Below are 23,221 nucleotides of genomic sequence, written 5' to 3'. Positions count from 1 at the left end.
TGAGATGAGATGAGATGAGATGAGATGAGATGAGATGAGATGAGATGAGATGAGATGAGAGAATCTTACAATATTCGGGAGTCTAATTCAATAGGCAAATAGTAAATTATCGTTATAAATCAATATGCTGTAGCAATATCTCTAATGCTCCCATGAGAATCAGAAGAGAAGATAAAGCATAAACTAAAACACTGAAATAGAGTGATAGGGCTACAAAAACCATATCCTTTTTTAAACAACTCTCTTCTTCTCGACAGATGAAACATTTCTGTTAAAGTGCTTTTTCAAAAAGTTTCATTCTTCTCATGCTTGTTGGAGATCAAACACGAAAAAATGATAAAGAGAGATCATATCGGAGAGTAACAAAATGAACTTACAACAAATTGATCCTGATATTTTTATCAGCGGACAAATTGATGTTGAAAACATCAAAACATTAGCACAAGTGGGCTTTAAAACAATTATTTGTAACCGCCCCGATCAAGAAGATCCTGATCAGCCTGATTTTTCCCTCATTAAAGCAGCAGCACAAGAATATGGCATAAAAGCCTATCATATTCCTATCGTGCCCCCCACCATTAAAAAAACAGATATTGAAACCATGAAGACAATTTTAAAAACAGCATCGACACCTCTTCTCGCCTATTGCTACCAAGGAACACGCTCCATGCATCTTTATCGTCTATCCTGTCTTTAAATCTGTGTTAATGGATCATAAAGAAAAAAGCAGTAAAATTTTAAACGATAAGAAAAACCCGAGAATTTCATAAATTTACGAAAAAGTTATGTTGAAATCAGATCGCCAACCCTTTGATTCCCCCTCTCAACAACAAAAAACGCATCTATTGCATGATGTTTTAGAATATATCTTCGTGATCATCGTGAGTTTGAGTGCTATTTTTGCCGCTCTACTCTCCTTTTCAGACCAACTTAGGGCGTATTTTTAAAAGTAAGCAGCTGATCCAACTGTGAGAGTGGTTTGGCTGCCGCCAAAATTTCTTTTGCTGCCTTTTCATCGCGTTGCATTTGTGCAATCAACGGCTCAAGCCCATCAAATTTTTCTTGCCCTCGCAAAAACTGGAAGAAAGAAACGGTGCAACTTTCTCCATAAAGATCGCCATTAAAATCAAATAAATAAGTTTCCAGAAGCGGTGCACCATTTTTAACAACTGTCGGACGACAACCAAAACTTGCAACCCCATCATACAAAACACCGTTAGCACGACGCAATCGTACCGCATAAACACCATGCGCTAAACTAACTTGAAGAGGTAAGATCTGATTAGCAGTAGGGAATCCTAAAAGGCGTCCTAGTTTTTCACCCTGAACAATCTTTGAGCATACACGGTAATGATAGCCTAACAAATGCGCTGCTTTTTCCACCTGCCCCTCAGAAAGGAGCTTGCGAATAGAGCTCGAGGAGATAATCAACGATTGTTTCTCTTGAATGTTAGAGATGCAAGGAACTTGCACCACCTCAAAACCATATTCTTTTCCCTTTTGATAAAGAAGGTGTGAATTTCCCCTTTTCTGGTGACCAAATTGAAAATTTTCACCCGTTACCACCACCGAAACATCAAAAGTTTGTTTTAAAATCACCTCGATAAATTTGTCTGCTGAAAGAGCAGCAAAATCTGCATCAAAGGGCTGTTCAATCACCCCATTAAATCCCAAAATTTTAAAGATTTCAGCTTTTTCAGCAGCTTCTGTCAAGCGATCGATAGGAGTTGAGGGGGAAAAAAAGCTTCTTGGATGTGGTTCAAAGGTTAAAACAACAGCAGGCTTATTGTTCAGACGAGCGAAATCAAGTGCTTTTTGAAGCACGGCCTGATGTCCACAATGAACACCATCGAAATTTCCAAGTGCCAACACGGTTCCTCGCCAAGCCAAAGGAAGCATATGAATCCCCTGAAGACGCAGAAAATCAGACATTATTGAAGAGCCCACATGACCGCTTGTGGCTTATAGCCATGCCGTTCAATAAAAGAGTGCAAAGCTTGCTTATCCACCACCCCATTTTGCATATAGTCATAACGGTGAATGCCTCCCATGATATAAAGAGCATCAAGACCAAAATGGATTGCACCTTTAATATCGGTCAAAAGACCATCGCCAATAGCTAAAACCTGATTTTTCTCTACTATTCCACGAATTTTTTGCAATTTTTCAAAGGCACATTCATAAATGGGTGCATAAGGTTTACCAGCAATACGAACCTCCCCGCCTAATTGTTGATAAAGACGCGCCAATGCACCAGCACACCAAAATTCCCGCTGTCCGTGATGGACAATCACATCAGGATTAGCACAAATGAAAGGCAAATTGCGCGCCCGCATACGGTGAAACATCTCCTCATAAGCAGAGGGTTCTTCTTCAAGATCTTCAAGAAAGCCACTACAAACCACAACAGAGGCTTCCCATTCTTCAACCAGTTCACACTCTAACCCTTCAAACAACATCAGATCTCGTTCTTGACCAATAAAAAAAACTTTACGGGGTGCAGCACGAATAAGATCGCGCGTTACATCTCCTGAAGTAATAAGAGCATCATAATAATCGTTATGCACATTCATATTTTGCAATTGAACAATGACATTTTCCCGTGGTCGAGGTGAATTGGTCAATAAAATAACACTTTTTCCCATCTGTCGAATTTTGTACAACACTTTTAATGCCGGTTCAAATGCGTGCACACCGTTATGCACAACACCCCAAACATCGCAAAAAACAGCATCATAATGCGCTATAACAGTCTCGATATGGGTAAGTTCATTCATTTTGCACCTGTTTATACATTTGCCATTGATCAAACTATCTTTAATCTTGTGAAACTCCTTATCGAAAGAGTATTCTTCTGTCATCTATTTTCTTAACACTGTCTTTTTTTCTACAATTTCTCAAACTTTAAGAGAGAAAATCATTTTTTCTGTCCGTAAAACTTTTGATCAGCAAACACAATATTCGTTATACACGAGAAGCGCATGAATTATAAAAGAATATTCTTTTATAATTTATTGATTTTTATCTTTTTTGGCTATTAAATTCTTGAGAGATTCATAGAGGAAAGACAAAGAGAGAGCAATTTCTTTTGCATTTTCTTAACTGTATAAAGATCAATTCTTATACCAAAGAAAAAAATTCTACGCTTCAACAAGAGAAGAGAGAACCAAACAGAGAAGCATCGTGTTCAGCAGCTGTATCAACAAACTTGATATTCCTGTTAAGTTCATTGATAAAAGTCTTGAGAGGAGACCATGGCTTACTCTTCTAAATCTTACAATCCTTCAACGCTTTCAGGTGTCTTGGCACAATATCCCATACCCAGTGTCAAGAGACGGCAAATGGAGAAGAGAGATGAGATCATCTCTTTTTAAATTTTAAGAATATAATGCCTTTTGCAAAACGAATGATGACTCTACAACCACATCCAACACAATGAATTTATTTGATGACACGCATTTGTCGCCAAATAACAGTTTTATCAATTGTTTTGTTACAATCAAAGCAGAAACAAAAGCATCCCATGGCCCCTTAATCCCATCGTGTAAGGTCCATTGCCATACTCCGCAGAATTCAAAACTCTATAATTGAAAATGATGCACAATTCTTTTTCTTCAGCCCTCCTCTATGAGCATGATAGTTTTAAAAGCAACATCACTTTTTATCTCTCTAGCCTCTGAATAAAAGAAGAGTTTTTTATAGAATTGTGTCAACAATGGTTTTTCGAGCAAAGAATGATTTGGGCAACAGTTCTAATCGCGAAGTGGTTTTGAAAATAAACGTCCCTTGAAAGAGAAATTAAACCAGTTCACCTCTCTTGAAAAAAAAGACACAAGGATTTTCACGCCTTCTTTCGACTTGCTTTTTGCCCTTTCAGTCCGTTTTATAAAATTTACGATAGAAACATCAGGGAAATCTGTCCATAAACCTCATTAGAAACTGGAAAAGGGATTATAGGATCCATTATCCCGCCTCCATTGTAAAGGCTCGGTGAATTCACTCGACCAAAGACCAATTTTATTCTGGCGTGCTCTTTCTTCAGCATGACGATATTGTATTGGAAGAGGATTTTTACTGTCTTTTGAAAGGACAAACATCCCCTCTGCAAGACCGACTTCAGCTAAATCAATTCCATCAACAAAACATTGCGCATAGGAAATACCATTGTGCATAAGTGCCTGCTGACAAGATAAATTCTGACCAAGTGTTTTGGTGACAAGCCAAGCGGTTGTAACCGCCCCACAAGGCCATTCTTGATCGTTTAATTTTGCCCTTTGACGCGGTGCACAGGTATCGACACCATAGAGATGAATATTACGAGCAACATGCTTACGCCAAGACTGTGCAACAGGAGTAACCAGTTTAAATGTAACACCACTGGTAACCAATGCCTTACCCTGAAAAGCAGTGGTATTCTTCAAGGAAACAGTGTTCTGCAAATTAAGATTCGGTTGTTTTTTTTCTAACCGCGGTGTGGCAAGAGCTTCTCTTGGCTTTTTTTCTTCCAAAGGCAAACCAACAATATCTTGCATTGTAAATATTTTTAAAACACCCAAATCTATTTTATCTTTATATTGACTGATCCCCCATAATATAGAACCCATAATATAAACAATAACGATGAATCTAAACCGCAATTGTTTAATACATTTGCTCAAAAAATTCATTATTTCTCTGTCCTTTCATATTTTTAACAATAACCTTCTTAAATTCTTGAAGAAAAATTTTAAGAAGGTCTGTCGCAAATTAACTCTGCAAAATATTACAACTTAAAATTGCCATTTTTATGTAGAACAATCTTAAGAAGAAAATTTTTGTCTCACGAGAAGAGCATTGTGAGAGTGAGAAAGAGTCACTGTCAAAGCTTTTATAAACGAGAAACCTGGGCGGGCAGGATGTGGGCTGTAAAGCTTTTTGAGGAGAGATGAAAGAATATCAGGAGATGAATAATTCTTTTTAAAGAGAGGTAAAATGACAAAAAATATATCCAAAAACATGATGTTTACCGTCCTTATGCTGTTTTTAACAGCAATCATTGTCTTAGATCCTTCTTATGCCGCTTCTACTAGTGCCGATGGACTAGGGAAGCTTGATGGTATTTTACAAAATATTGTTGACATGATGACGGGAACAACAGCAAAACTCATTGCGATTATATGTGTTGCTGCTGTGGGTATCGGCTGGATGTATGGTTTTATCGATTTACGCAAAGCTGCGTATTGTATTATCGGCATCGGCATTGTCTTTGGAGCACCTGCTCTTGTTGGTAAGTTAACGGGCACGACATAAATGAACGAAGATACCCTTTTCCTTGCTTGTACAAGACCAGCCATGTTTGCGGGTGTCACAATGGAAGCAATGGCTCTCAATATCATGGCGACGACCATTCTTTTTATTGTGACCAGCGATTTTACAATGTTTGGTTTAGGTGTTGGTCTACACTTTGTTTTACGTGAAATAACAAAGCATGATCACAACCAATTTCGCGTCTTATTTGCCTGGCTTAATACGCGGGGAAAACAAAAAAACCTCAAGCGATGGGGAGGAGGATCGACTTCCCCATTGCGCCTTATCCGTACTTATAAGGAATTAATTGCGTGAAACAAGCATCAATCATGAAACGGGAAATGCTGCCTGAAGACTATATTCCGTATATACGTCATATCAACCAGCATGTCATTGCATTAAGTTCACGGTGTTTAATGACGGTGATCGCTGTTGAAGGGGTCAATTTTGATACGGCAGATATTGATCAATTAAATTCCTTACATAACCAATTAAACACTCTTTTAAAAAACATTGCTGATGAGCGTGTTGCTTTATATTCTCATATTATTCGTCGTCGCGAAACGATCTATCCAGAGGGCCATTTTTCTTCCTCTTTTGCAGCAACATTAGATGAAAAATACAAAAAGAAAATGGTTTCGCAAGAGCTTTATAGAAATGATCTGTTTGTGTCATTGTTGTGGAATCCGGCATCAGACAAAACAGAACGCTTGGCTTCATTTTTTCAGCGTCTCACAAAAGCGAAGAAAACGCAAAGTGAACCGGATGAGGAAGCTATTCGTAAGATCGAAGAATTAAGTCGAGATTTTATAGAAGGTTTGGAGGCCTATAAAGCCCGCCTCTTATCAATTTATGAACATGATGGCCTTTTATTTTCTGAACAAAGTGAATTTCTTCACCAGTTAGTAGGAGGACGACGTGAACGTATTCCTCTCACCTTTGGGACGATTGCTTCAACGATTTACTCGGATCGTGTTATTTTTGGGAAAGAAATTATTGAAATTCGTCATGAAAGCAATGAACGTTTTGTTGGTATGTTTGGCTGGAAAGAATATCCCTCTAAAACACGCCCTGGCATGACGGATGAATTGCTGACCGCCTCCTTTGAATTCATCCTCACACAATCTTTTGTCTTTAAGAGTAAAGCGGCTGCCGGTGCCATTATGAGCCGCAAACAAAACCAAATGATTAATACAGCAGATCGTGCTAGCTCACAAATTGATGCCCTTGATGAAGCGCTTGATGATTTAGAGTCCAATCGTTTTGTTTTAGGCGAACACCATCTCTCTCTAGCCGTTTTTGCCGATCACCCTAAAATATTAGCTGAAAATCTCTCAAAAGCACGCTCACATTTAACCAATGGTGGAGCCGTTATTGCTCGAGAAGATTTAGGATTGGAAGCAGCATGGTGGGCGCAACTTCCTGGAAACTTTAGCTATCGTGCACGTTCTGGAGCTATTACCAGCAGAAATTTTGCAGCTTTATCACCGTTCCATTCCTTTCCCCTTGGACAACTTGAAGGGAATGTTTGGGGGTCCGCTGTAGCCTTGTTAAAAACGCAAGCAAGTTCTCCTTATTATTTTAATTTTCACTATGGCGACCTTGGTAATACCTTTGTTTGTGGTCCTTCTGGATCTGGTAAAACGGTCATTGTTAATTTTCTTCTTGCCCAATTACAAAAGCACAATCCAACAATGGTCTTTTTTGACAAAGATCAAGGTGCAGAGATTTTTGTGCGTGCTGGAGGTGGAAAATATAAACCCTTAAAAAATGGTCAACCTACGGGCATTTCCCCTTTAAAAGGCATGGAATACACCGAAAAAAATAAAGTTTTTCTTCGCAATTGGGTCTTAAAACTTGTGAGTCCTGAAGAACAAACTGTGACAGAACAAGAGCGACAAGATATTGCAAAAGCCATTGATTCTCTAGAAAGTTTGCCCCGTTCCCAACGCTCTCTTGGTGCACTTCAGCTGTTTTTTGATAACACATCAAAAGAAGGAATTGCCATAAGGTTACAACCTTGGATTAGAGGCAATGCTTTAGGCTGGGTTTTTGATAACGATCAAGATGATCTTAATTTAGACTCCCAATTTATTGGTTATGATATGACCGATTTCTTAGACAATGAAGAAATTCGACGTCCCTTGATGATGTATCTGTTTCACCGCATTCTCGATCTCATTGATGGGCGACGCATTATTATTATCATTGATGAATTCTGGAAAGCTCTTGAAGACGATTCATTCAAAGCGTTTGCGCAAGATCGTCTCAAAACGATCCGTAAGCAAAATGGTATGATGCTCTTTGCTACGCAAAGTCCCAAAGACGCTATCAATTCAACAATCGCCCACACGATTATTGAACAGTGCCCTACTCAAATATTTTTTCCAAATCAAAAAGCAAATTACCAAGATTATGTTGAAAATTTCAGACTGACTGAGCGTGAATTTGAACTGATACAATCAGAATTAAGTAGAGAATCCCGTCGTTTTCTCATCAAGCAGGGACAAAATTCTGTCGTTGCAGAACTTAACTTACGTGGAATGAATGATGAGATTGCTGTCTTGAGTGGCACAACCAAGAATATTGAACTCATGAACCAAATTATCAATGAACATGGCACTGCCCCCGATATATGGCTGCCCATATTTCATCAAAGGAGAGAAAATCAATGAAAAAATATAGTTTAGTTACCCTCTTATCTTTGTCTTTTATCCATCACGCCATAGCAGAAAATGGAGAAAATGTTGAAGAATATTATAAAAAGGCACTAGAAAGCACACAACAATTAAATGCTGTAAAATCAGAAACAGCTGAAACTATTCATCAGCAGGCAGCTGCAGCTATAAAAGAAATTGAAAAAATAAGCAAAGAACTTACACAAGCTCAGACACAGGCACAAGCTCCAGCAGAAGAAAAAGCTGGTACAGAAAAAATACAGGCTCTTCAAGCAAAACTTTCCGTTCTTCAAGCAAAACTTCAAGCGGACGCTTTAAAACTCCAATCTTTGGATATGATTCAAGCAAAAGATACAAAAACAAAAGAGGAGCTTCGTGAAGAAGAGATCCAAAAAGGCCATGAAAATCTTGCAAAACAACTAAAAGAAAAACTTGATAAATCTAATGTTCCATCAAGTCTTGGGAGTTTAGATGTCGGACTTTAGCTCTGCACCATTTGAGAGTGTTTCTGGATACATTTTAAAGCCACTCAATGATGTGATGGATATGACAGTGAGCAATTTGTCGAGTGCTATTTCGGCACCCCTTAATCTTGCCTCGATCATTTTCATCTTTCTTTATGGCTATAATGTCATGACGGGTCGTGCTGCTCTTTCCATGCATAGTCTTCTCAACAACGTCGTTAAAATTGTTGTTGTAACGACTATGGCAACCAATGCAGATACTTTTAACATCTATGTTAAAAATGTCTTTTTCAATGATTTAGTAAACGCCATTGGCAATGCACTCAACGGCAATAACACGGGTTCCAATGTCTTTGACTATATTTTGTTACAGGCCTCTCTCCGCTATCAAGAGGTCTTAGCGAAAGCGTGGTTCCTTGAAAAGATCTTGGTAGGGCTTCTTGGCTTTTTAATGATTTGCGCTGTCATTATCTTTTGTATCGGTGGTTTTATTGTGCAAATGTTTGCCCAAGTTGCCCTTGTGATGATTATAGGTCTTGGACCGCTGTTTATTAGTTTATACTTATTCAATGCAACCAGAAAATATACCGATGCTTGGATTACGACCTTAATCAACTTCACTATTTTGCAAGTTTTGGTGATCATGCTTGGAACGATTATGTGCAAAGTTATTCTGCACGTTCTTAGTGGCTCATATCATTCGATCTACGTTCTCTTTCCCCCTGTTGTTGTCATCTCAGTAATAGGAGCTATTCTGTTCCGGGCACTTCCTGGCATTGCCTCTGCCCTCTCCTCTGGTGGCCCATATTTTAACGCTGGCATCTCTTCAGGAGGACAGATTTTCACGATGCTCTCCGGTGGAGCTAAAGCTGGTGGAAATGTAGCCAAAGGTGCTGCTTCAAAACTCTCTGGTGCAGCAAAAATGGCGGGGGCTGCAAGATCGGGGGCCGCAGGAATAGCAAATGCTGCCGCCAAATCCGCAAGAATGGGATCTCAGGGCCGTGGTCGATTTTAATGTTGGACACCTTAAAAAGGCAAAGTTTTTGTTTTTGCAATGCGCGCGTATCAAAGCGCGCGCATTAGGCACACATTGTGGAGAGTCCTTAATATCCTTGGTTTCATCAGACCAATTAAAACCTTGCATCCCTTTCCTTTGTGAAGTGGCTCAAAGCAAGAAGTCTGAGAGGTTTAATTGTATTCCAAAATATTTGTGAGTTTAAAAAATGAAACGAAAAATAACTTTTTTTGTAATCTTAAGCATAACCCTTACCGGCTGTGCCTCTCTGAGTGGTCCTAAAAAACCGCCACGCTGTAATGGGAAACAAACCCGCATTTTAAATAGGGACAAATGGGATTGGGACAATAAAAATACATTACAAGGAAAAATCGTAAAATCTGTCACAACACCCATCATTCTGAATACCTTAGAAAGCGAAAAAGCAGGAGCGGATGTAACGATTAAGGAAGCTTCACTCAACCCCATAAAAGATGAAATGCTCTTTGAGAAAACGATGGAGAACACGCGTGAAAAGTGATGCCCTTGAAGAATATATAAAAGAAGCACGCTCATTCGATATTGATCGCATGCATGGGATGCGCGTGCGAATGAAAATTGCCATGGCTTTAACAGTGCTTTTTGGCTTAATGACCATCGCCTTAGCTTTGGCTGTAGCAGCATTAACCCCCTTAAAGTCCGTAGAGCCCTTTGTTATCCGCGTTGATAATTCAACAGGCATTGTTGATACGGTTAGTGCCCTAAAGGAATCTCCCAATGACTATGATGAAGCAATAACACGCTATTTTGCTGCCAAATATGTTCGCGCACGCGAGGGATTTCTAGCATCAGAGGCAGAAAATAATTTTAGCCTAGTCTCTTTGTTATCTTCACCAGCCGAACAAAACCGTTTTGCAAAATGGTATGCAGGCAACAATCCAGAAAGTCCACAAAATATCTATCAAAATATGATTGCGACTGTCACGATCAAATCAATTTCCTTTTTAAGCAAAGATCTTATTCAAGTGCGTTACTACAAAGCGGTCAGAGACATTAATGGTAAAGAAAATATTTCCCATTGGGTTTCGATTTTAAACTTTTCCTATGTGAATGCACAAATTTCAACGACAGACCGCTTAATCAATCCCCTTGGCTTTCAAGTGTCGGAATACAGATCCGATCCAGAGGTGATACAATGAGCAAATTTTTAAAAATAAGCTTTTTAACTTTCATGGTCGCAATCAATTGTTATACGGCGCCCCTCTTTGCAGAAACAGCACCTGTGAGTGCCCGCAAAGACAATCGTATTCGCTTTGTCAATTATGATCCCTACAATGTCACGCAAATCATTGGTTCTATTCGTTCCTCAGTGCAGCTTGAATTTGCCGATGATGAAGAAGTGATCTATGTTGGTATTGGCAATTCTGTTGCTTGGCAAGTTGCACCAGCTGGTCACTTTGTTTTCTTAAAACCACGCGAAGTTCAACCTGTCACCAATTTACAAATTGTCACCAGCCGCGAAGACGGTACAAAGCGATCTTATCAGTTTGAACTCCAAGTGCGAGAAGGCGATGTTTCAGCGGGCAATGAGACCTATTTCCTTGTAAAGTTTCGCTATCCAGAAGATGAAGCCTTGCGTAAGAAATTAGCGGAAGCAGCGAAAGCCGAACAGCACGAGGAAAATTTTGTCAATGATATTCTGAATATTCATGAAAATTTTGGTCCACGCAATTGGGCTTATGAAGCACAAGGATCAACGCTCATTGAACCAAGTTCTGTCTATGACAACGGTAAAACGACAACCTTTATATTTTTAGGCAATAGCGAAATTCCTTCCATTTATCTTGTCTCTTCTGATGGACAAGAATCGCTCGTTCCAAAATCGATTAAAGGCAATAAGGTTATCGTTCATGCGACAGCTGCGCAATTTACTTTGCGCCGTGGAAATGACGTGCTGTGCATCTTCAATAGAAGATTTACTCCAGAAGGGATCAACCCCGAAACTGGTACAACATCACCCTCTGTACAACGTAAAGTGCATATAGGAAACAACCATGAATGACACAATGGATGAAAAAGACATCAATGACCGTGATACGATAAGAGACGCTCGCGGGAAAAACCAACAGAGCAATATAGGCAAAGCAGCTGTTCTTATTATTCTTTTCAGTGTCTGTATTTATTTAGCATATTCAACACTTGCCACAGAAAAGAAACAAGCTGTTGAACTTCCCAAAGAAGGGATTATTAAGCAAACGGAGATTTTCCGACCTGCTAAGATAAAACCTACACCTCTTCCACCGAACGAACAAAATAGCAGCACGCTGTTGCCCAAGGTTGAGCTCCCAACCCCAACAATTACTCAATCAAAGCCCGATGCGAAACTTTTGGAAGCAGCACAACGTGCTCCTGTCTTAGCCTATGCGAATAAACAGCAAGAAAAAGCAATAACACAAAATGGCTTGTCCCTTAACCAACTCGAAAAAAAACCTGATGAAATAGCACAACGCTTTAACAATCTTCTCAAGCCAACCACCCTTGAGGGGATTCGTGCCTCAACGCTTGGCAACCGCAACTATATCATTGCCATGGGTGCTTCTATTCCCTGTATTTTAGAAACGGCCATTAGCAGTGATCAACAAGGTTTTACCAGCTGTATCGTCTCGCGAGATATTTTGTCAGATAATGGTCGCGTTGTCCTGCTTGATAAAGGCACACAAATTGTTGGCGAATATCGTGCTGGCTTGAAAAGAGGGCAAAAGCGCCTTTTTGTTCTCTGGAATAGAGCAAAAACCCCAAGTGGTGTCATTATCACATTAGCTTCACCGGCGACTGATTCCTTGGGGCGTTCTGGTATGGATGGAGATATTGATAATCATTGGTTCGAACGCATTGGCTCTGCACTTCTTGTTTCGATTGTCAAAGATGTAACAAACTATGCGAGAAACCGTTTTGCACCAAATCCAGAGCAGCAAAACTCTGAAACAGCCTCTTCGGGACAAAATATTGCAAATATTCTCACAGAAAACTACACCAACATTCCTCCAACATTGACCAAAAATCAAGGTGAAATGGTCAATGTTTTTGTGGCCCGCGATTTAGATTTTTCCAGTGTTTATAAATTGAAACTCACTGAAAACAAAAGACAAATCATTCATCGCATCCTTTCAAGAAACTTTTATAAAAATTCTGTGGTGCCGTTACAATGAACCCCACAATACCTCCGTTGAATGATGAAACTGTTGCAATTGTTTTAACAAAACTTGAGCCACTGCGTGCTTTTTTGAAAGATGACAGTCTTTTTGAAATTGTCATCAATCGCCCCTATCAAATCATGACCGAAGGGTTTGAAGGATGGAAAACGGTAGAGGCACCCGCCCTTTCATTTAATGAACTTATGGGCATTGCTAAAGTTGTCGCTTCCTATTCTAAGCAAAATATATCGGATAAAAATCCCATATTATCGGCAACTCTACCAGAGAATGAACGTATTCAAATTGTCATTCCTCCAGCGGTTGAAAAAGACACAATCAGTATAACAATTCGCAAACCGTCATCACGCACTTTTTCCCTCGAAGATCTTGCCAATAAAGGTCTTTTTTCCTTGTGTGAACAAGTCTCATTCACACCTTTAAAAACTTATCAATCACATTTTAACGAACTGAAAAATATTGAACACGATTTGATAACCGCTTATTATAAGAAGGATTTCGTCTCCTTTTTAAATCAAGCGGTACAACGTCAAAAAAACATTTTGATTGCTGGAAAAACCGGTTCTGGGAAGACAACACTTTCAAAGGCCCTCATTGCCAAAATTCCCAAGGATGAACGTATTATCACCATTGAAGATACACAAGAACTGATTGTCCCACAACCCAACCATGTTTCTATGATCTATTCAAAAGATGGGCAAGGTTTATCCTCTATTGGTCCTAAAGAATTGCTTGAATCTGCTTTACGCATGCGTCCTGACCGCATTCTTTTACAAGAACTTCGAGATGGAACAGCCTTTTATTATATCCGCAATGTCAATTCGGGGCACCCCGGTTCGATTACCACGGTTCATGCCTCAACAGCACTTTCTGCCTTTGAACAGATGACCCTTTTGGTCAAAGAAAGTGAAGGTGGAAGTGATTTAGAGCGTGATGATATTCGAGGACTCTTGATCTCAATGATTGATATTATCATTCAATGTAAACGGGTTAATGGGAATTTTAAAGTCACAGAAATCTATTATGACCCATTCAAACAACGAAACATTTTTGGCGGGTAAACGCATGAAGAGAACCTCTTGTGTAAAAAGACCTTTTTAAAACAACCGTTGAAAAACGCTAAAGGAAAAACAAATGGAAACAAAGGCAACAGAAAATCTTTTCTTGCATACAGCGGAAGAATTAAAAAAACGCCGCGAAGCGGTTAATGCAACCATCAACAGCTATGAAATTGAGGGGTTAACACTTCATCCCAAAACGCTGGAAATTTTAGAACGATACGCAAGGGGAGAACTTTCACTCGAAGAATTTAACACTCTCATGGACAACGCTATATTATAAAGAGGAAACAATGCCAAAAGCAAAAGCAAAAATAAAAGGAAGCGCCTCGCCCCTTCATTATGTCTATCCTAAAACGACAACACTCAAAAATAAATATGGAACAAAAGACTTAAAATCCTTTCTGGAAAAATGCTCGCATGATACAGCCCAAGCAATGATCAATCTGCGTGAAGCCCCCCTACCAGAAAACTTTGATAGTGCCTATTTATGCTCTCTTCATCATGCGTTATTTAAAAATACATTTGAATGGGCTGGACATCTACGCCATCTCCCCTTTACATTTTCAGATGGCACCACGGCCATCATGCCGGAAATGAAAAGAACGGGTTGGGACAATCCTTTTGCTATCGGTGATGAAATCGAAGAAGGTTTACAAAAATTAGAGCAAACACTTGCAGAAAAAAATAATTTGCAAGGCTTAACACGTGAAGAGTTTAATATTGAAACAATAGGCTTATTTAACTCTCTCAACCAACTCCACCCTTTCAGAGAAGGGAATGGACGCACCCAACGAGTCTTTTTTGAAAATCTCGCCAAAGCAGCAGGCCATCAGCTTGACTTCTCGCTTGTCACAAAAGAACGCATGATGCTTGCCAGTGTTGCAGTAACAGAAAAAGACGATCTAGAACCTATGCGCCATCTGTTTGAGGATATCTCCAATCCAGAAAAAATTCTTCTTTTAAAAGAATTCATGGAAAACATGAAAACTCTTGGACGCAATGTTAATGACCGCCCTGTCATGATTGTAAAGGAAGGAGAGACCTATTCAGGCACCTATAGAGGTGCTGGTATTGAAGGTTTTACCATCAACGTCAAAGGTGCTTACATCATTGGCAAAAAAGATCATCTCACACCCGACCAGCTAAAAACCTTAAAGCCTGGTGATAAATTCACCTTTACAGTTCCAAGAGCACAAGACCTTGAAAAAATCCTCATTCCAGAAGAGAAGTTGGCTCCTTTGTCTCAATCTGAATATATTGAAATGGTTTCCCAAGATGCCTGTGTAAACACATGTCGCGAACAAATTCAAAAATACGCAAAAATTGTTTATGGAAAATCGAAAGCATTAAATACACAGATGGCAGATCTTATTAAAAATCCAAACCTTAGTCAACAAATCGCTACACAGATTGCGGAGCATCCGCAGTCTGTTGCTCATCTTGCCGGTATTGACTTCTTGTGCTTTAAAAATCAAGCCCGTGCCAATGCTGAAGAGCATGTTGAAACACTTTGTAATGCCGTTGCAAATTTCGCGCATGCTGTAAAACATGCACAGCAAGAAATTACGCAAGAACATCAAAAAGAACAACAACGTCGCGGACAAAAAGTAGAAATGCCAAGTCAAAACTTGCAAAGTCTCTTCGCCTTGCCAAAAGAATTACAAGGAGAAACCTTAGCAACCTCTCCCTCTCTTCAAAACGAACTGCGTCGTTTTGTAAGAAATGCCCATAGCCGTCTCTCACAAAGTGAGCAGAAAGCAATCAAAAACAGTGATCATGAAACACTGGCGAAAAGTCTTGGAGTCTCACAACAGAAAGCAAAAGAAATTACTCAAATCACGAAGCAAGCCAAAGAAGTACATCAACAATCGCAAGTGTGTACACTCCATCGCTCAAAAGTGCTCGCAATCGCTAGCTAAACATTTTGCGCTGGTCCTCCTTGATTTAAACACCAAGAGCGAGAAGATATTTTAACAGATACACTCTCTCATGAGAAAAGGAAGTATTTCATGCTATACCCCGTCATTTTTGGTCTCTCCTCACCGAATAAAAAGGAAGACACCACAAGTGATGACTTTAATGGGAGAGAAATTCTATAAAAATGTCATGAAAGAGAAATAGATGCAGAACACTCAACATCTCGACACTTGAAAGAAAAAGCTTTCTTTAAAATGCCCTTTATAGAGGAGACCAAGCAAAAAGAGAGACTTCGTAAAGAAACCTAATACCCCTATCAATCAAGTTCTATTATTAAGGAGGTCATTATGCCAAAAGCACAAGCCAAAACAAGAGGAAGTGCCTCGCCCCTTCATTATGTCTATCCTGGAACGAACATCCTCAAAAATAAATATGGAGAAACAAATTTAACAATTTTTCTAGAAAAATGTTCAGCTGATAGAGAACAAGCACTAAAACTTCTGCGTGAAGAATCTCCGCCAGAACATTTTGATTCCAGCTATCTTTGCCATATTCATTACCAGTTATTTAAAAATACCTTTGAATGGGCTGGAAAGATCCGCACTGTTCCCTTCACATTTGCCGATGGCACCACGGCCATCATGCCAGAAATGAAAAGAGCAGAGTGGAATAAAGGTTTTGTAAACGATGAGGAAATCCTTGAAAATTTACAAAAATTAGAGAACATACTCGCCGAAAAGGACAATTTGCGAGGCTTAACGCGCCAAGAATTTATCTCTCAAGCAGTAGGAATTTTTCTTTCTCTCAGATATATTCATCCATTCATAGATGGCAATGAACACACAGAACAATTCTTTTTGGAAAGTCTTGCCGATGCAGCAGGGCATCATCTTGACTTTTCGCTGGTAACAAAAGAACGCATGACGATTGCCTATAGCGAAGCAGCACAATATGGCAATCCAGAGCCTATGTGGCATGTCCTTGAAGATATCTCCAATCCAGAAAAAAGACGTGCGTTACAAGCATTCATGAAAAGCATGAAAGACCTTGGACACGATGTTAACGATTATCCTGTTATGACTGCAAAAGAAGGTGTCACTTACCTTGGCACCTATAAAGAGATTAATTCTGATGTCTTTATGCTCGATGCGCAAGGAACTTACATCATCGGCAATAAAGAGCATCTCACGCCAGAACAAATAAAAACATTAAAATCCGGTGATACAATAACCTTTACAGCCCCAAAGAAGCAAGAGCTTGAAAACATTCTCATTCCCAAAGAAACACGAGCGCCTCTCACAGAAAGTGAATTTTCACAAAAAGTTGCAAACAGTATCCATGTCCAGTCAACTCGAGATCACATTCAACATTTGTCAAAAATTATTTATGGCAGCTCAAAAAAATTAAACACACAGATGGAATTGATTTTTACAGATCCAGATTTAGGCCAAAAGCTTGCACGTCAAATTAAGCGCTTTCCTGACTCGATTGCTCCTCTTTCAGGGATCGATTTTTTTTTCTTTAAAACGCAAACGCGCACGAGAGCTGAAGAGCATGTTAATCTGCTCTGTAGCGCAATTGTCGAATATGCGGATGCTGTAATTTATAAGCGTCATGCCATCACTCAAGAACATCAAAGCGAACAAGCACGCTGTGGAAGAGCCGTCGAGAAGCCGAGTAAAGACTTACAAAATCTATTTTGCTTATCACCAGAAGAACAAAGAGCCGTTTTGTCTCAATCTCCTCTGTTATACAAAGAACTCCGCACTTTTATATGCAGTTTAGAGCATCGTCTCTCATCAAGTGAATCTCAAGCAATCACAAACCATGATTATGAAGCCCTCGCGAAAAGTCTTGGAGTCTCACAACAAAAAGCAAAAGAGATTACCAACACTGTTGAGAAGGCCAAAGAAGCGCATACGCAAGCCTACACACGTAAACTCCATCACTCAAAAGGACTCGCGATGGCTAGCTAAAAGAGATGAAAATTTGCATCTTCCTTTGAACACTTATGGCTCAAAGAGCGTTGTCGTTTTCTTCCACAGAGGAAAAAAATGGCTATTTAACGCTCTATCTCCATTTTTCAAAAGTAAAAAAGATCGTTTTCACAGCATACCGCAATAAAACTGGAAGTAAGAAACAATGAAATACACAAAAACGCAATTTGCGCTTATTCTCATGCCAATCGCTTTAGGAATTTTAACAATATTTCTTGTTCCTCATTTTTTGTTGTCGATCACAAATGGGCTGACAGACAATGAAATTTATTGGTATATTCGCTCAAAGCCATTATTAATACTCGTCCTGTTTTCTGCTGTTTCATTACTTTATACTCTCTTACAAAAACTATACCTGCGCAAAGCGATTACCCTCGTCTCAGCACTTTTTTTTGCAATCATTGCCCTTTATTACATCGGAAGTGAAATAAAACGCTTAAGTCCCTATGTTGGTCAACAAGGAATAACTTGGAACTATGCTCTCCAATTCATGGATCCGATGATTATCTTTGGCGTTCTTATCGGCTTTGTTCTTTTAGCAATTCAAAACTTTATAACTTCTCCACAGACAAACAAAGTCAAGCGTGCTAAAAAAGGAATTTTTGGTGATGCCGCATGGATGAATTTACGCGATGCAGGCAAAATCTTTCCTGCCAATGGGCAAATTGTTGTTGGCGAAAGATACCGTGTTGATCAAGATAGTGTGTGTAATATTCCCTTTGCTCCTGGCAATAAAACAACATGGGGAAAAGGTGGAAAAGCGCCTCTGCTCTCCTTTAACCTTGATTTTGGTTCAACTCACATGATTTTTTTTGCTGGGTCTGGTGGATATAAAACAACAAGCACAGTGGTTCCAACATGCCTAACCTATCCAGGTTCTATTGTTTGCCTTGACCCTTCCACGGAAGTTGCACCAATGGTTAGATTTGCTCGGAAAAAAATGGGCAATAGAAATGTTATTGTTCTTGATCCCAATTCTATTTTAACGAAAAATTTTAACGTGCTCGATTGGCTTTTAGACGATAGCGTCCCCCTCACACAACGTGAAGCGAATATTGTTGGTTTTTCCAAATTGCTTCTCACAGATAAAAAGTCAGAAAACTCTTCAGCAGAATATTTTTCAACACAAGCACATAATCTTTTAACGGCTCTTCTTGCTCATGTGATATTTTCCGATGACTATGAAGACAGTGAGCGCAATTTAAAAACCTTACGTGGGATTTTGTCTCAATCAGAAACAGCTGTTGTCAATCAACTCCGCATCATTCAAGAAACCACCCCTTCTCCTTTTATCCGTGAAATGGTTGGTATTTTTACAGAAATGGCAGAGCAAACCTTTTCAGGCGTCTACACAACCGCTTCCAAAGACACCCAATGGCTTTCTTTGTCCAATTACGCGGATCTTGTTTGTGGCGATGACTTTGCATCCTCGGATATCACCAATGGCAATACAGATGTTTTTCTCAATCTCCCAGCGAGCATTTTGAACAGTTATCCAGCAATTGGACGGGTGATTATCGGTGCTTTCTTAAATGCCATGATTACCGCTGATGGAAACTACAAAAAGCGTGTTTTATTTGTCTTAGATGAAGTTGATCTTCTTGGATATATGAATATTTTAGAAGAAGCACGTGATCGTGGTCGTAAATACGGCACCTCGCTGATGCTTTTTTATCAATCCACAGGTCAGTTGGTCAATCACTTTGGGGAATCAGGGGCACGATCATGGTTTGAAAGCTGTTCCTTTGTCAGTTACGCTGCCATTAAAGATCTTCAAACAGCCAAAGACATTTCAGAGCGCTGTGGTCAAATGACAATTGAGGTAGCTGGAACAAGCAAATCGAGAGGTTTGTCATTGGGAAAGAACTCTTACAACATCAATTATCAACAAAGAGCCCTGATTTTACCTCACGAAATTATTCAGGAAATGCGTCAAGACGAACAAATTATTCTTATGCAAGGGCATCCCCCTTTACGATGTGGTCGAGCGATCTATTTTAGAAGAAAAGAAATGTTAGCGGCTGCTGAAAAGAACCGTTTTGCCCCACAAAAAAAGAAAAGCTGAAAAAACACCCTCTTATGGGGAATGACAGCATAAAAAAGAAAAAGCCAAGCGTTCTCTTTCATAAAAGTCTATTAAAAAGGGATTTTTATAGAGCCCAACAAGGAAAAAATGATGGAGAAGATCTTAGGTGCTACATCTGTCCGTGCGTTCCCAACATCAGCGTCCCTTGTGAACGCCCTCAAACAAAATCAACGGCAATCACGCTCTGCTCTCCATTCCTTAAAAGCCGAACAAAGAGCTTTTGAAGAAGACAACTTGGAAAGGAAAAGGACTAAAGAAGATGTCAGTGATGACAACGACAACCAAGAAGAGGAAAGCTATCAAAGAGAGCGTTTTCTAAGCACATCAAAAAAGACAACGTCCATGCAAACAATTCGAACAAGCCATCAAATCCCGTACAAAGAAATGACAAAAACGAAGAGCAACAATTGCTACAGTCAATCATACCGATCCTAAGACAGAGAGTTGAAGGAATAAAATTTTCTCCTCAAAAATTTGGAATCGCAAAAGAATACGCGAAGGGGGGATTTGAACACGAAGCGTTTAGCGCGCTCATCGCCCACCCACCCTCATAAGGAAAAAAATATGTTGGAGCAAAATTATCTGTATAAAAAGAGCAAAACACTGAAAAACAAATATGGGATCAAAGACCCACACAAACTATATACACGCACGGCCCATGATACAGCCAAAGCAGCAATGAATTTTCGCCATGAACCACCACCGCAAAGATTTGATGCCGCTTACTTAAAAACAATTCACTGGAGCCTTTTTCATCAGACTTTTGAATGGGCCGGCCAGACGCGTGACAAACCCTTTACCTTTGCAGATGGAAGCACCGCTCGTATGCCAGCGATGCGCCCAAAAGGTTATGAGATCCCCTTTGCTGTTGGTTCACAGATTCACAAAGAACTGAAACAATTAGAGCAAAGACTTCGTGCAAAGAATAATTTACAAGGTTTATCACGCCAAGAGTTTTCTGTCGAAGCCGCTGAAATTTTTATGGCACTCGATCATGCACATCCTTTCAGAAAAGGGAATGGGCGTGTCAATCGCATGTTTATGGAAAAGCTTGGAGAAGTAGCAGGTCATAGAATTGACTTTTCTTTTATCACACAAGAGCGCATGACCACTGCTTGTATTGAAGCAATGCAATATAACAATCCACAGCCAATGAGAGATCTATTTGAAGATATCACCCATCCGCAAAAAGCCCTTCTTTTAAAAGAATTCATCTCCCAAATGAGAAATTCTGGTCTCAATGAAATCAATAATCGTATTGTTGTCGCTGCAAAAGAAGGAACCACCTATGAAGGCATCTATAGGGGCTCTTCAGCAGAAGGTTTTGTTATGGAGGTAGGAGGTATTTTCGTCGTTGGCCATAAAGATGATCTCAAACCCGAGCACATCAAAACCTTACACAATGGCGCCCACATCTGCTTTGAAAAAACCAACGTTCAAAACTTACGAGAAGATCTGATCCCAAAAGAAACATTATCGCCTCTGACCAATGAAGCACTGTTTGAAAGCCTGAAATACAATCCCTGGGTCGAAGCGGGCCGAAAAAAAGTTGAAGAGCTCTCAAAATATGTTTATGGCAACCCGCAAGCTTTAAGCACAAAGCTAGATCTCATCAATGCCGATCCAACCTTAGGAAACCAGTTTGCCGATCAAATAATGCAAGATCCTAAATCCGTTCATAAGCTTGCGGGAAGGAAAATTCTTGGCATGAAAAGTCCATCGCGAAGACGCGCTGAAGAGAATGTCCAACAGCTTTGTGAAGCATTAAAAGACTATACAACAACAGCGCAACAGACAAAGGACAATATTCTAGAACAACACACAAGAGAACAAAATCGCTTGAGCCAGCCTGTTGAAAAGCCGACAAGAAACTTGCAAACCCTTTTCTCCTTATCAGCGGAACAACAAAAAGAAGCCTTGTCTCATTCTCCTACGCTGCAACGAGAACTGCATGCTTATGGACGCAAATTACACAGTCGTTTATCATCAGAGGAGCGTAAAGCCATACAGGACCAAGAGATCACAAGACTTGCTTGCCTGCTTGGCACCTCAGAAAGCAAAGCAAAAGACATTGCCAAAGTTGTGACCTCCACCAAAGAAGCACAATGTCAAACGCGTGCCCTCAAAGTCAGTCGCTCTTCATCCCTCGCTCTTAGCAGCTAACAACCACCATCATTTTTGCTTGTACTCGCATCTCTTGGCGCACATCATTTTTTCTCAATTGCGTCAAGAGGTGTTCTAAAACGTTACAAAAAATTCCCTCAAAACAGACTTAGTAATTTTATTTAACTTATTGATAAAATTTCACAAAAAAACTGTATAAAAGACACAAACATCCATTACGAAAGGGGTGAATAGCGCAGAATCTTTGGAGGTTATTCTGTCATTCAAATGAGCACTTTTTTATAAAAGCGCTCCCACCATAAAGGGAGAGAATACTCCAAAGAGGTTTTCTAAAATTTTGAAAGGAAACATGCATGAAAAAACATCAACCAAGTCCTTCTGCACCATTTGACCCAAGTGAGCTCTACGCAAAGGTTAATAAGCAAAATAGAGGACAGCGTCAAACACAATCAGCAGAAAATGTCCGAACAGAAACTCTCTATGCGCCGCAAAACCCACCAGAAGGTGCCAATCCCTATTCGAGACCGCGCAGTGAGCCAACCCCTCAAAAAACTGCGAGCCCTTATGCAGTAACTGATCTGTCAGAAGACAATTGGCGCACATCCCTCCAAGAGCCTCCTGAATTGGGTGCGGTTGGTGGACGAGCCCCCCATCAACCAGAAACTCCCTACGCAGATCTTGACTTCAGCGGAAGTGGAGGGCGACAACCCCGACCAAAATCAGAGCATCTCTACGCAGAAGTCGATCCAAGGGGCGGACGGCATCCCGCACAACCAGTAGACTCTGTCTACGCAACGCTTGGTATGGGAAGTGGTGGACCAGACGCTGAGCACCGAGAAAATCCTATCTACCAAGGACCGGAGTCAAGAAGAAGAACATCCCCTCCTCAGAGCGAGAAGGATTTAATCACCTCAGCGCTTTTAAAAAACACAGACTTCCAATATGGTGCAAGAGAAATCCAAGTGTGGTGCAAAACCGTTTATGGTAACGAGCATGCTTTGAACACCAAGCTTGCTCAAATTCTTGACGATCCTCGCAAAGGACGAGACATCTTAAAAAATCTGATGGAGAATCCTGAAATCCCTGGTAAGCTTGCGGGAACAAAGGCACTTGGCATTAAAAGCTCAGCCCGCAGAGACGCTGAGGATGCTTTTGCTCCCCTTTGTGACGCCCTTGAAAGGCATGTAATGGTTGCAGAAAAGCTCCACAAAGATCTCACCCGTGATCTCGCACAACAAAAAGGTGTTGAGAGGGGACAACAAAGTCCAGAGCGTCAAGCACACAATCAGCACCATGAACGCCATCGCACAGGAGAAGAACGGCATTCTCCACAACAAGAAAGGCAAGCACGTGGCAGACAGCAAGGTGGTAGCATGGCTTTTGCGATGTAAGCGTACAGAAG

Annotated in this window: 21 protein-coding genes; 18 read left to right on the top strand and 3 right to left on the bottom strand. The window is 40.2% G+C overall.

Annotated features, from left to right (window positions below; genetic code table 11):
- Nucleotides 1–367 precede the first annotated feature (367 nt).
- Complete coding sequence (locus tag AC0QT1_RS06725; RefSeq protein ID WP_473200692.1) at nt 368–697, top strand: protein tyrosine phosphatase family protein; 330 nt, start codon at nt 368–370, stop codon at nt 695–697.
- 233 nt (nt 698–930) lie between these two features.
- Here AC0QT1_RS06725 and AC0QT1_RS06720 read toward each other — a convergent pair whose 3' ends face one another.
- The 3 genes from AC0QT1_RS06720 to AC0QT1_RS06710 all read right to left on the bottom strand — a co-directional run bounded on the left by AC0QT1_RS06720 (nt 931) and on the right by AC0QT1_RS06710 (nt 4,667).
- On the bottom strand, nt 931–1,932 hold the full coding sequence (locus AC0QT1_RS06720) for a bifunctional riboflavin kinase/FAD synthetase (RefSeq protein ID WP_473200693.1): 1,002 nt from the start codon (nt 1,930–1,932) through the stop codon (nt 931–933).
- Nucleotides 1,932–2,777: a TIGR01459 family HAD-type hydrolase gene (locus AC0QT1_RS06715; RefSeq protein ID WP_473200694.1), complete on the bottom strand. Its 846-nt coding sequence runs from the start codon at nt 2,775–2,777 to the stop codon at nt 1,932–1,934. The genes AC0QT1_RS06720 and AC0QT1_RS06715 overlap by 1 nt, the downstream gene beginning before the upstream one ends.
- Before the next feature lie 1,155 nt (nt 2,778–3,932).
- Nucleotides 3,933–4,667, bottom strand: a complete 735-nt coding sequence (locus AC0QT1_RS06710; protein ID WP_473200695.1) for a hypothetical protein — start codon at nt 4,665–4,667, stop codon at nt 3,933–3,935.
- Nucleotides 4,668–4,971: 304 nt separating this feature from the next.
- Here AC0QT1_RS06710 and AC0QT1_RS06705 point away from each other — a divergent pair, with 304 nt between their 5' ends.
- The 17 genes from AC0QT1_RS06705 to AC0QT1_RS06625 all read left to right on the top strand — a co-directional run bounded on the left by AC0QT1_RS06705 (nt 4,972) and on the right by AC0QT1_RS06625 (nt 23,210).
- Nucleotides 4,972–5,289: a TrbC/VirB2 family protein gene (locus AC0QT1_RS06705; RefSeq protein WP_473201933.1), complete on the top strand. Its 318-nt coding sequence runs from the start codon at nt 4,972–4,974 to the stop codon at nt 5,287–5,289.
- Nucleotides 5,290–5,601 (top strand): VirB3 family type IV secretion system protein, encoded by a 312-nt coding sequence (locus AC0QT1_RS06700; protein WP_473200697.1) that lies wholly within the window; start codon nt 5,290–5,292, stop codon nt 5,599–5,601. It abuts the gene before it with no gap.
- Between the two features lie 14 nt (nt 5,602–5,615).
- Complete coding sequence (locus AC0QT1_RS06695) at nt 5,616–7,961, top strand: VirB4 family type IV secretion/conjugal transfer ATPase (RefSeq protein WP_473200731.1); 2,346 nt, start codon at nt 5,616–5,618, stop codon at nt 7,959–7,961.
- Nucleotides 7,958–8,449 (top strand): type IV secretion system protein VirB5, encoded by a 492-nt coding sequence (locus tag AC0QT1_RS06690; RefSeq protein WP_473201932.1) that lies wholly within the window; start codon nt 7,958–7,960, stop codon nt 8,447–8,449. The genes AC0QT1_RS06695 and AC0QT1_RS06690 overlap by 4 nt, the downstream gene beginning before the upstream one ends.
- The gene (locus AC0QT1_RS06685) at nt 8,436–9,443 is read left to right on the top strand and encodes a TrbL/VirB6 family protein (RefSeq protein ID WP_473200699.1); all 1,008 of its coding nucleotides are present in this window, start codon (nt 8,436–8,438) and stop codon (nt 9,441–9,443) included. Before AC0QT1_RS06690 ends, AC0QT1_RS06685 begins: the two co-directional genes overlap by 14 nt.
- A gap of 208 nt (nt 9,444–9,651) precedes the next feature.
- Nucleotides 9,652–9,963 carry a type IV secretion system protein VirB7 gene (locus AC0QT1_RS06680; RefSeq protein WP_473200700.1) on the top strand — a complete coding sequence of 104 codons (312 nt, stop codon included), beginning with the start codon at nt 9,652–9,654 and terminating at the stop codon, nt 9,961–9,963.
- The gene (locus tag AC0QT1_RS06675; protein WP_473200701.1) at nt 9,917–10,621 is read left to right on the top strand and encodes a VirB8 family type IV secretion system protein; all 705 of its coding nucleotides are present in this window, start codon (nt 9,917–9,919) and stop codon (nt 10,619–10,621) included. Before AC0QT1_RS06680 ends, AC0QT1_RS06675 begins: the two co-directional genes overlap by 47 nt.
- Complete coding sequence (gene virB9 / locus AC0QT1_RS06670) at nt 10,618–11,484, top strand: P-type conjugative transfer protein VirB9 (RefSeq protein ID WP_473200702.1); 867 nt, start codon at nt 10,618–10,620, stop codon at nt 11,482–11,484. Before AC0QT1_RS06675 ends, virB9 begins: the two co-directional genes overlap by 4 nt.
- Nucleotides 11,477–12,631: a type IV secretion system protein VirB10 gene (gene virB10 / locus AC0QT1_RS06665; protein WP_473201931.1), complete on the top strand. Its 1,155-nt coding sequence runs from the start codon at nt 11,477–11,479 to the stop codon at nt 12,629–12,631. The genes virB9 and virB10 overlap by 8 nt, the downstream gene beginning before the upstream one ends.
- Nucleotides 12,628–13,695 (top strand): P-type DNA transfer ATPase VirB11, encoded by a 1,068-nt coding sequence (virB11, locus tag AC0QT1_RS06660; protein ID WP_473200704.1) that lies wholly within the window; start codon nt 12,628–12,630, stop codon nt 13,693–13,695. The genes virB10 and virB11 overlap by 4 nt, the downstream gene beginning before the upstream one ends.
- A 73-nt stretch (nt 13,696–13,768) precedes the next feature.
- Complete coding sequence (locus AC0QT1_RS06655; protein WP_473201930.1) at nt 13,769–13,975, top strand: antitoxin VbhA family protein; 207 nt, start codon at nt 13,769–13,771, stop codon at nt 13,973–13,975.
- 10 nt (nt 13,976–13,985) lie between these two features.
- Nucleotides 13,986–15,614, top strand: a complete 1,629-nt coding sequence (locus AC0QT1_RS06650; RefSeq protein ID WP_473200706.1) for a BID domain-containing T4SS effector — start codon at nt 13,986–13,988, stop codon at nt 15,612–15,614.
- Between the two features lie 345 nt (nt 15,615–15,959).
- A complete protein-coding gene (locus AC0QT1_RS06645; protein WP_473201929.1) occupies nt 15,960–17,588 on the top strand; it encodes a BID domain-containing T4SS effector in 1,629 nt (542 codons plus the stop codon).
- Between the two features lie 166 nt (nt 17,589–17,754).
- A complete protein-coding gene (traG, locus tag AC0QT1_RS06640; protein WP_473200708.1) occupies nt 17,755–19,674 on the top strand; it encodes a Ti-type conjugative transfer system protein TraG in 1,920 nt (639 codons plus the stop codon).
- A 108-nt stretch (nt 19,675–19,782) separates the two neighbouring features.
- A complete protein-coding gene (locus tag AC0QT1_RS06635) occupies nt 19,783–20,130 on the top strand; it encodes a hypothetical protein (RefSeq protein WP_473201928.1) in 348 nt (115 codons plus the stop codon).
- A gap of 129 nt (nt 20,131–20,259) precedes the next feature.
- Nucleotides 20,260–21,858 (top strand): BID domain-containing T4SS effector, encoded by a 1,599-nt coding sequence (locus AC0QT1_RS06630; protein WP_473201927.1) that lies wholly within the window; start codon nt 20,260–20,262, stop codon nt 21,856–21,858.
- Between the two features lie 314 nt (nt 21,859–22,172).
- Entirely contained in the window at nt 22,173–23,210 is a 1,038-nt protein-coding gene (locus AC0QT1_RS06625; protein ID WP_473201926.1) for a BID domain-containing T4SS effector, read from the top strand.
- Nucleotides 23,211–23,221 lie beyond the last annotated feature (11 nt).

Source organism: Bartonella sp. P12B (genome assembly GCF_055796185.1).
Note: the sequence above shows the minus strand (reverse complement) of the source record. Positions and strands in the feature narration are given on the sequence as shown.

Bases quoted from the DNA above. Each gene is read 5' to 3' on its own strand.
- virB10 (WP_473201931.1), top strand. From the start codon at position 11,477: ATGAATGACACAATGGATGAAAAAGACATCAATGACCGTGATACGATA.
- AC0QT1_RS06625 (WP_473201926.1), top strand. From the start codon at position 22,173: ATGAAAAAACATCAACCAAGTCCTTCTGCACCATTTGACCCAAGTGAG.
- AC0QT1_RS06695 (WP_473200731.1), top strand. From the start codon at position 5,616: ATGAAACGGGAAATGCTGCCTGAAGACTATATTCCGTATATACGTCAT.
- AC0QT1_RS06725 (WP_473200692.1), top strand. From the start codon at position 368: ATGAACTTACAACAAATTGATCCTGATATTTTTATCAGCGGACAAATT.
- traG (WP_473200708.1), top strand. From the start codon at position 17,755: ATGAAATACACAAAAACGCAATTTGCGCTTATTCTCATGCCAATCGCT.
- AC0QT1_RS06630 (WP_473201927.1), top strand. From the start codon at position 20,260: ATGTTGGAGCAAAATTATCTGTATAAAAAGAGCAAAACACTGAAAAAC.
- AC0QT1_RS06650 (WP_473200706.1), top strand. From the start codon at position 13,986: ATGCCAAAAGCAAAAGCAAAAATAAAAGGAAGCGCCTCGCCCCTTCAT.
- AC0QT1_RS06705 (WP_473201933.1), top strand. From the start codon at position 4,972: ATGACAAAAAATATATCCAAAAACATGATGTTTACCGTCCTTATGCTG.
- AC0QT1_RS06690 (WP_473201932.1), top strand. From the start codon at position 7,958: ATGAAAAAATATAGTTTAGTTACCCTCTTATCTTTGTCTTTTATCCAT.
- AC0QT1_RS06710 (WP_473200695.1), bottom strand. From the start codon at position 4,667: ATGAATTTTTTGAGCAAATGTATTAAACAATTGCGGTTTAGATTCATC.
- virB9 (WP_473200702.1), top strand. From the start codon at position 10,618: ATGAGCAAATTTTTAAAAATAAGCTTTTTAACTTTCATGGTCGCAATC.
- AC0QT1_RS06635 (WP_473201928.1), top strand. From the start codon at position 19,783: ATGATGGAGAAGATCTTAGGTGCTACATCTGTCCGTGCGTTCCCAACA.
- AC0QT1_RS06680 (WP_473200700.1), top strand. From the start codon at position 9,652: ATGAAACGAAAAATAACTTTTTTTGTAATCTTAAGCATAACCCTTACC.
- AC0QT1_RS06685 (WP_473200699.1), top strand. From the start codon at position 8,436: ATGTCGGACTTTAGCTCTGCACCATTTGAGAGTGTTTCTGGATACATT.
- AC0QT1_RS06675 (WP_473200701.1), top strand. From the start codon at position 9,917: ATGAAATGCTCTTTGAGAAAACGATGGAGAACACGCGTGAAAAGTGAT.
- AC0QT1_RS06700 (WP_473200697.1), top strand. From the start codon at position 5,290: ATGAACGAAGATACCCTTTTCCTTGCTTGTACAAGACCAGCCATGTTT.
- AC0QT1_RS06645 (WP_473201929.1), top strand. From the start codon at position 15,960: ATGCCAAAAGCACAAGCCAAAACAAGAGGAAGTGCCTCGCCCCTTCAT.
- AC0QT1_RS06715 (WP_473200694.1), bottom strand. From the start codon at position 2,777: ATGAATGAACTTACCCATATCGAGACTGTTATAGCGCATTATGATGCT.
- virB11 (WP_473200704.1), top strand. From the start codon at position 12,628: ATGAACCCCACAATACCTCCGTTGAATGATGAAACTGTTGCAATTGTT.
- AC0QT1_RS06655 (WP_473201930.1), top strand. From the start codon at position 13,769: ATGGAAACAAAGGCAACAGAAAATCTTTTCTTGCATACAGCGGAAGAA.
- AC0QT1_RS06720 (WP_473200693.1), bottom strand. From the start codon at position 1,932: ATGTCTGATTTTCTGCGTCTTCAGGGGATTCATATGCTTCCTTTGGCT.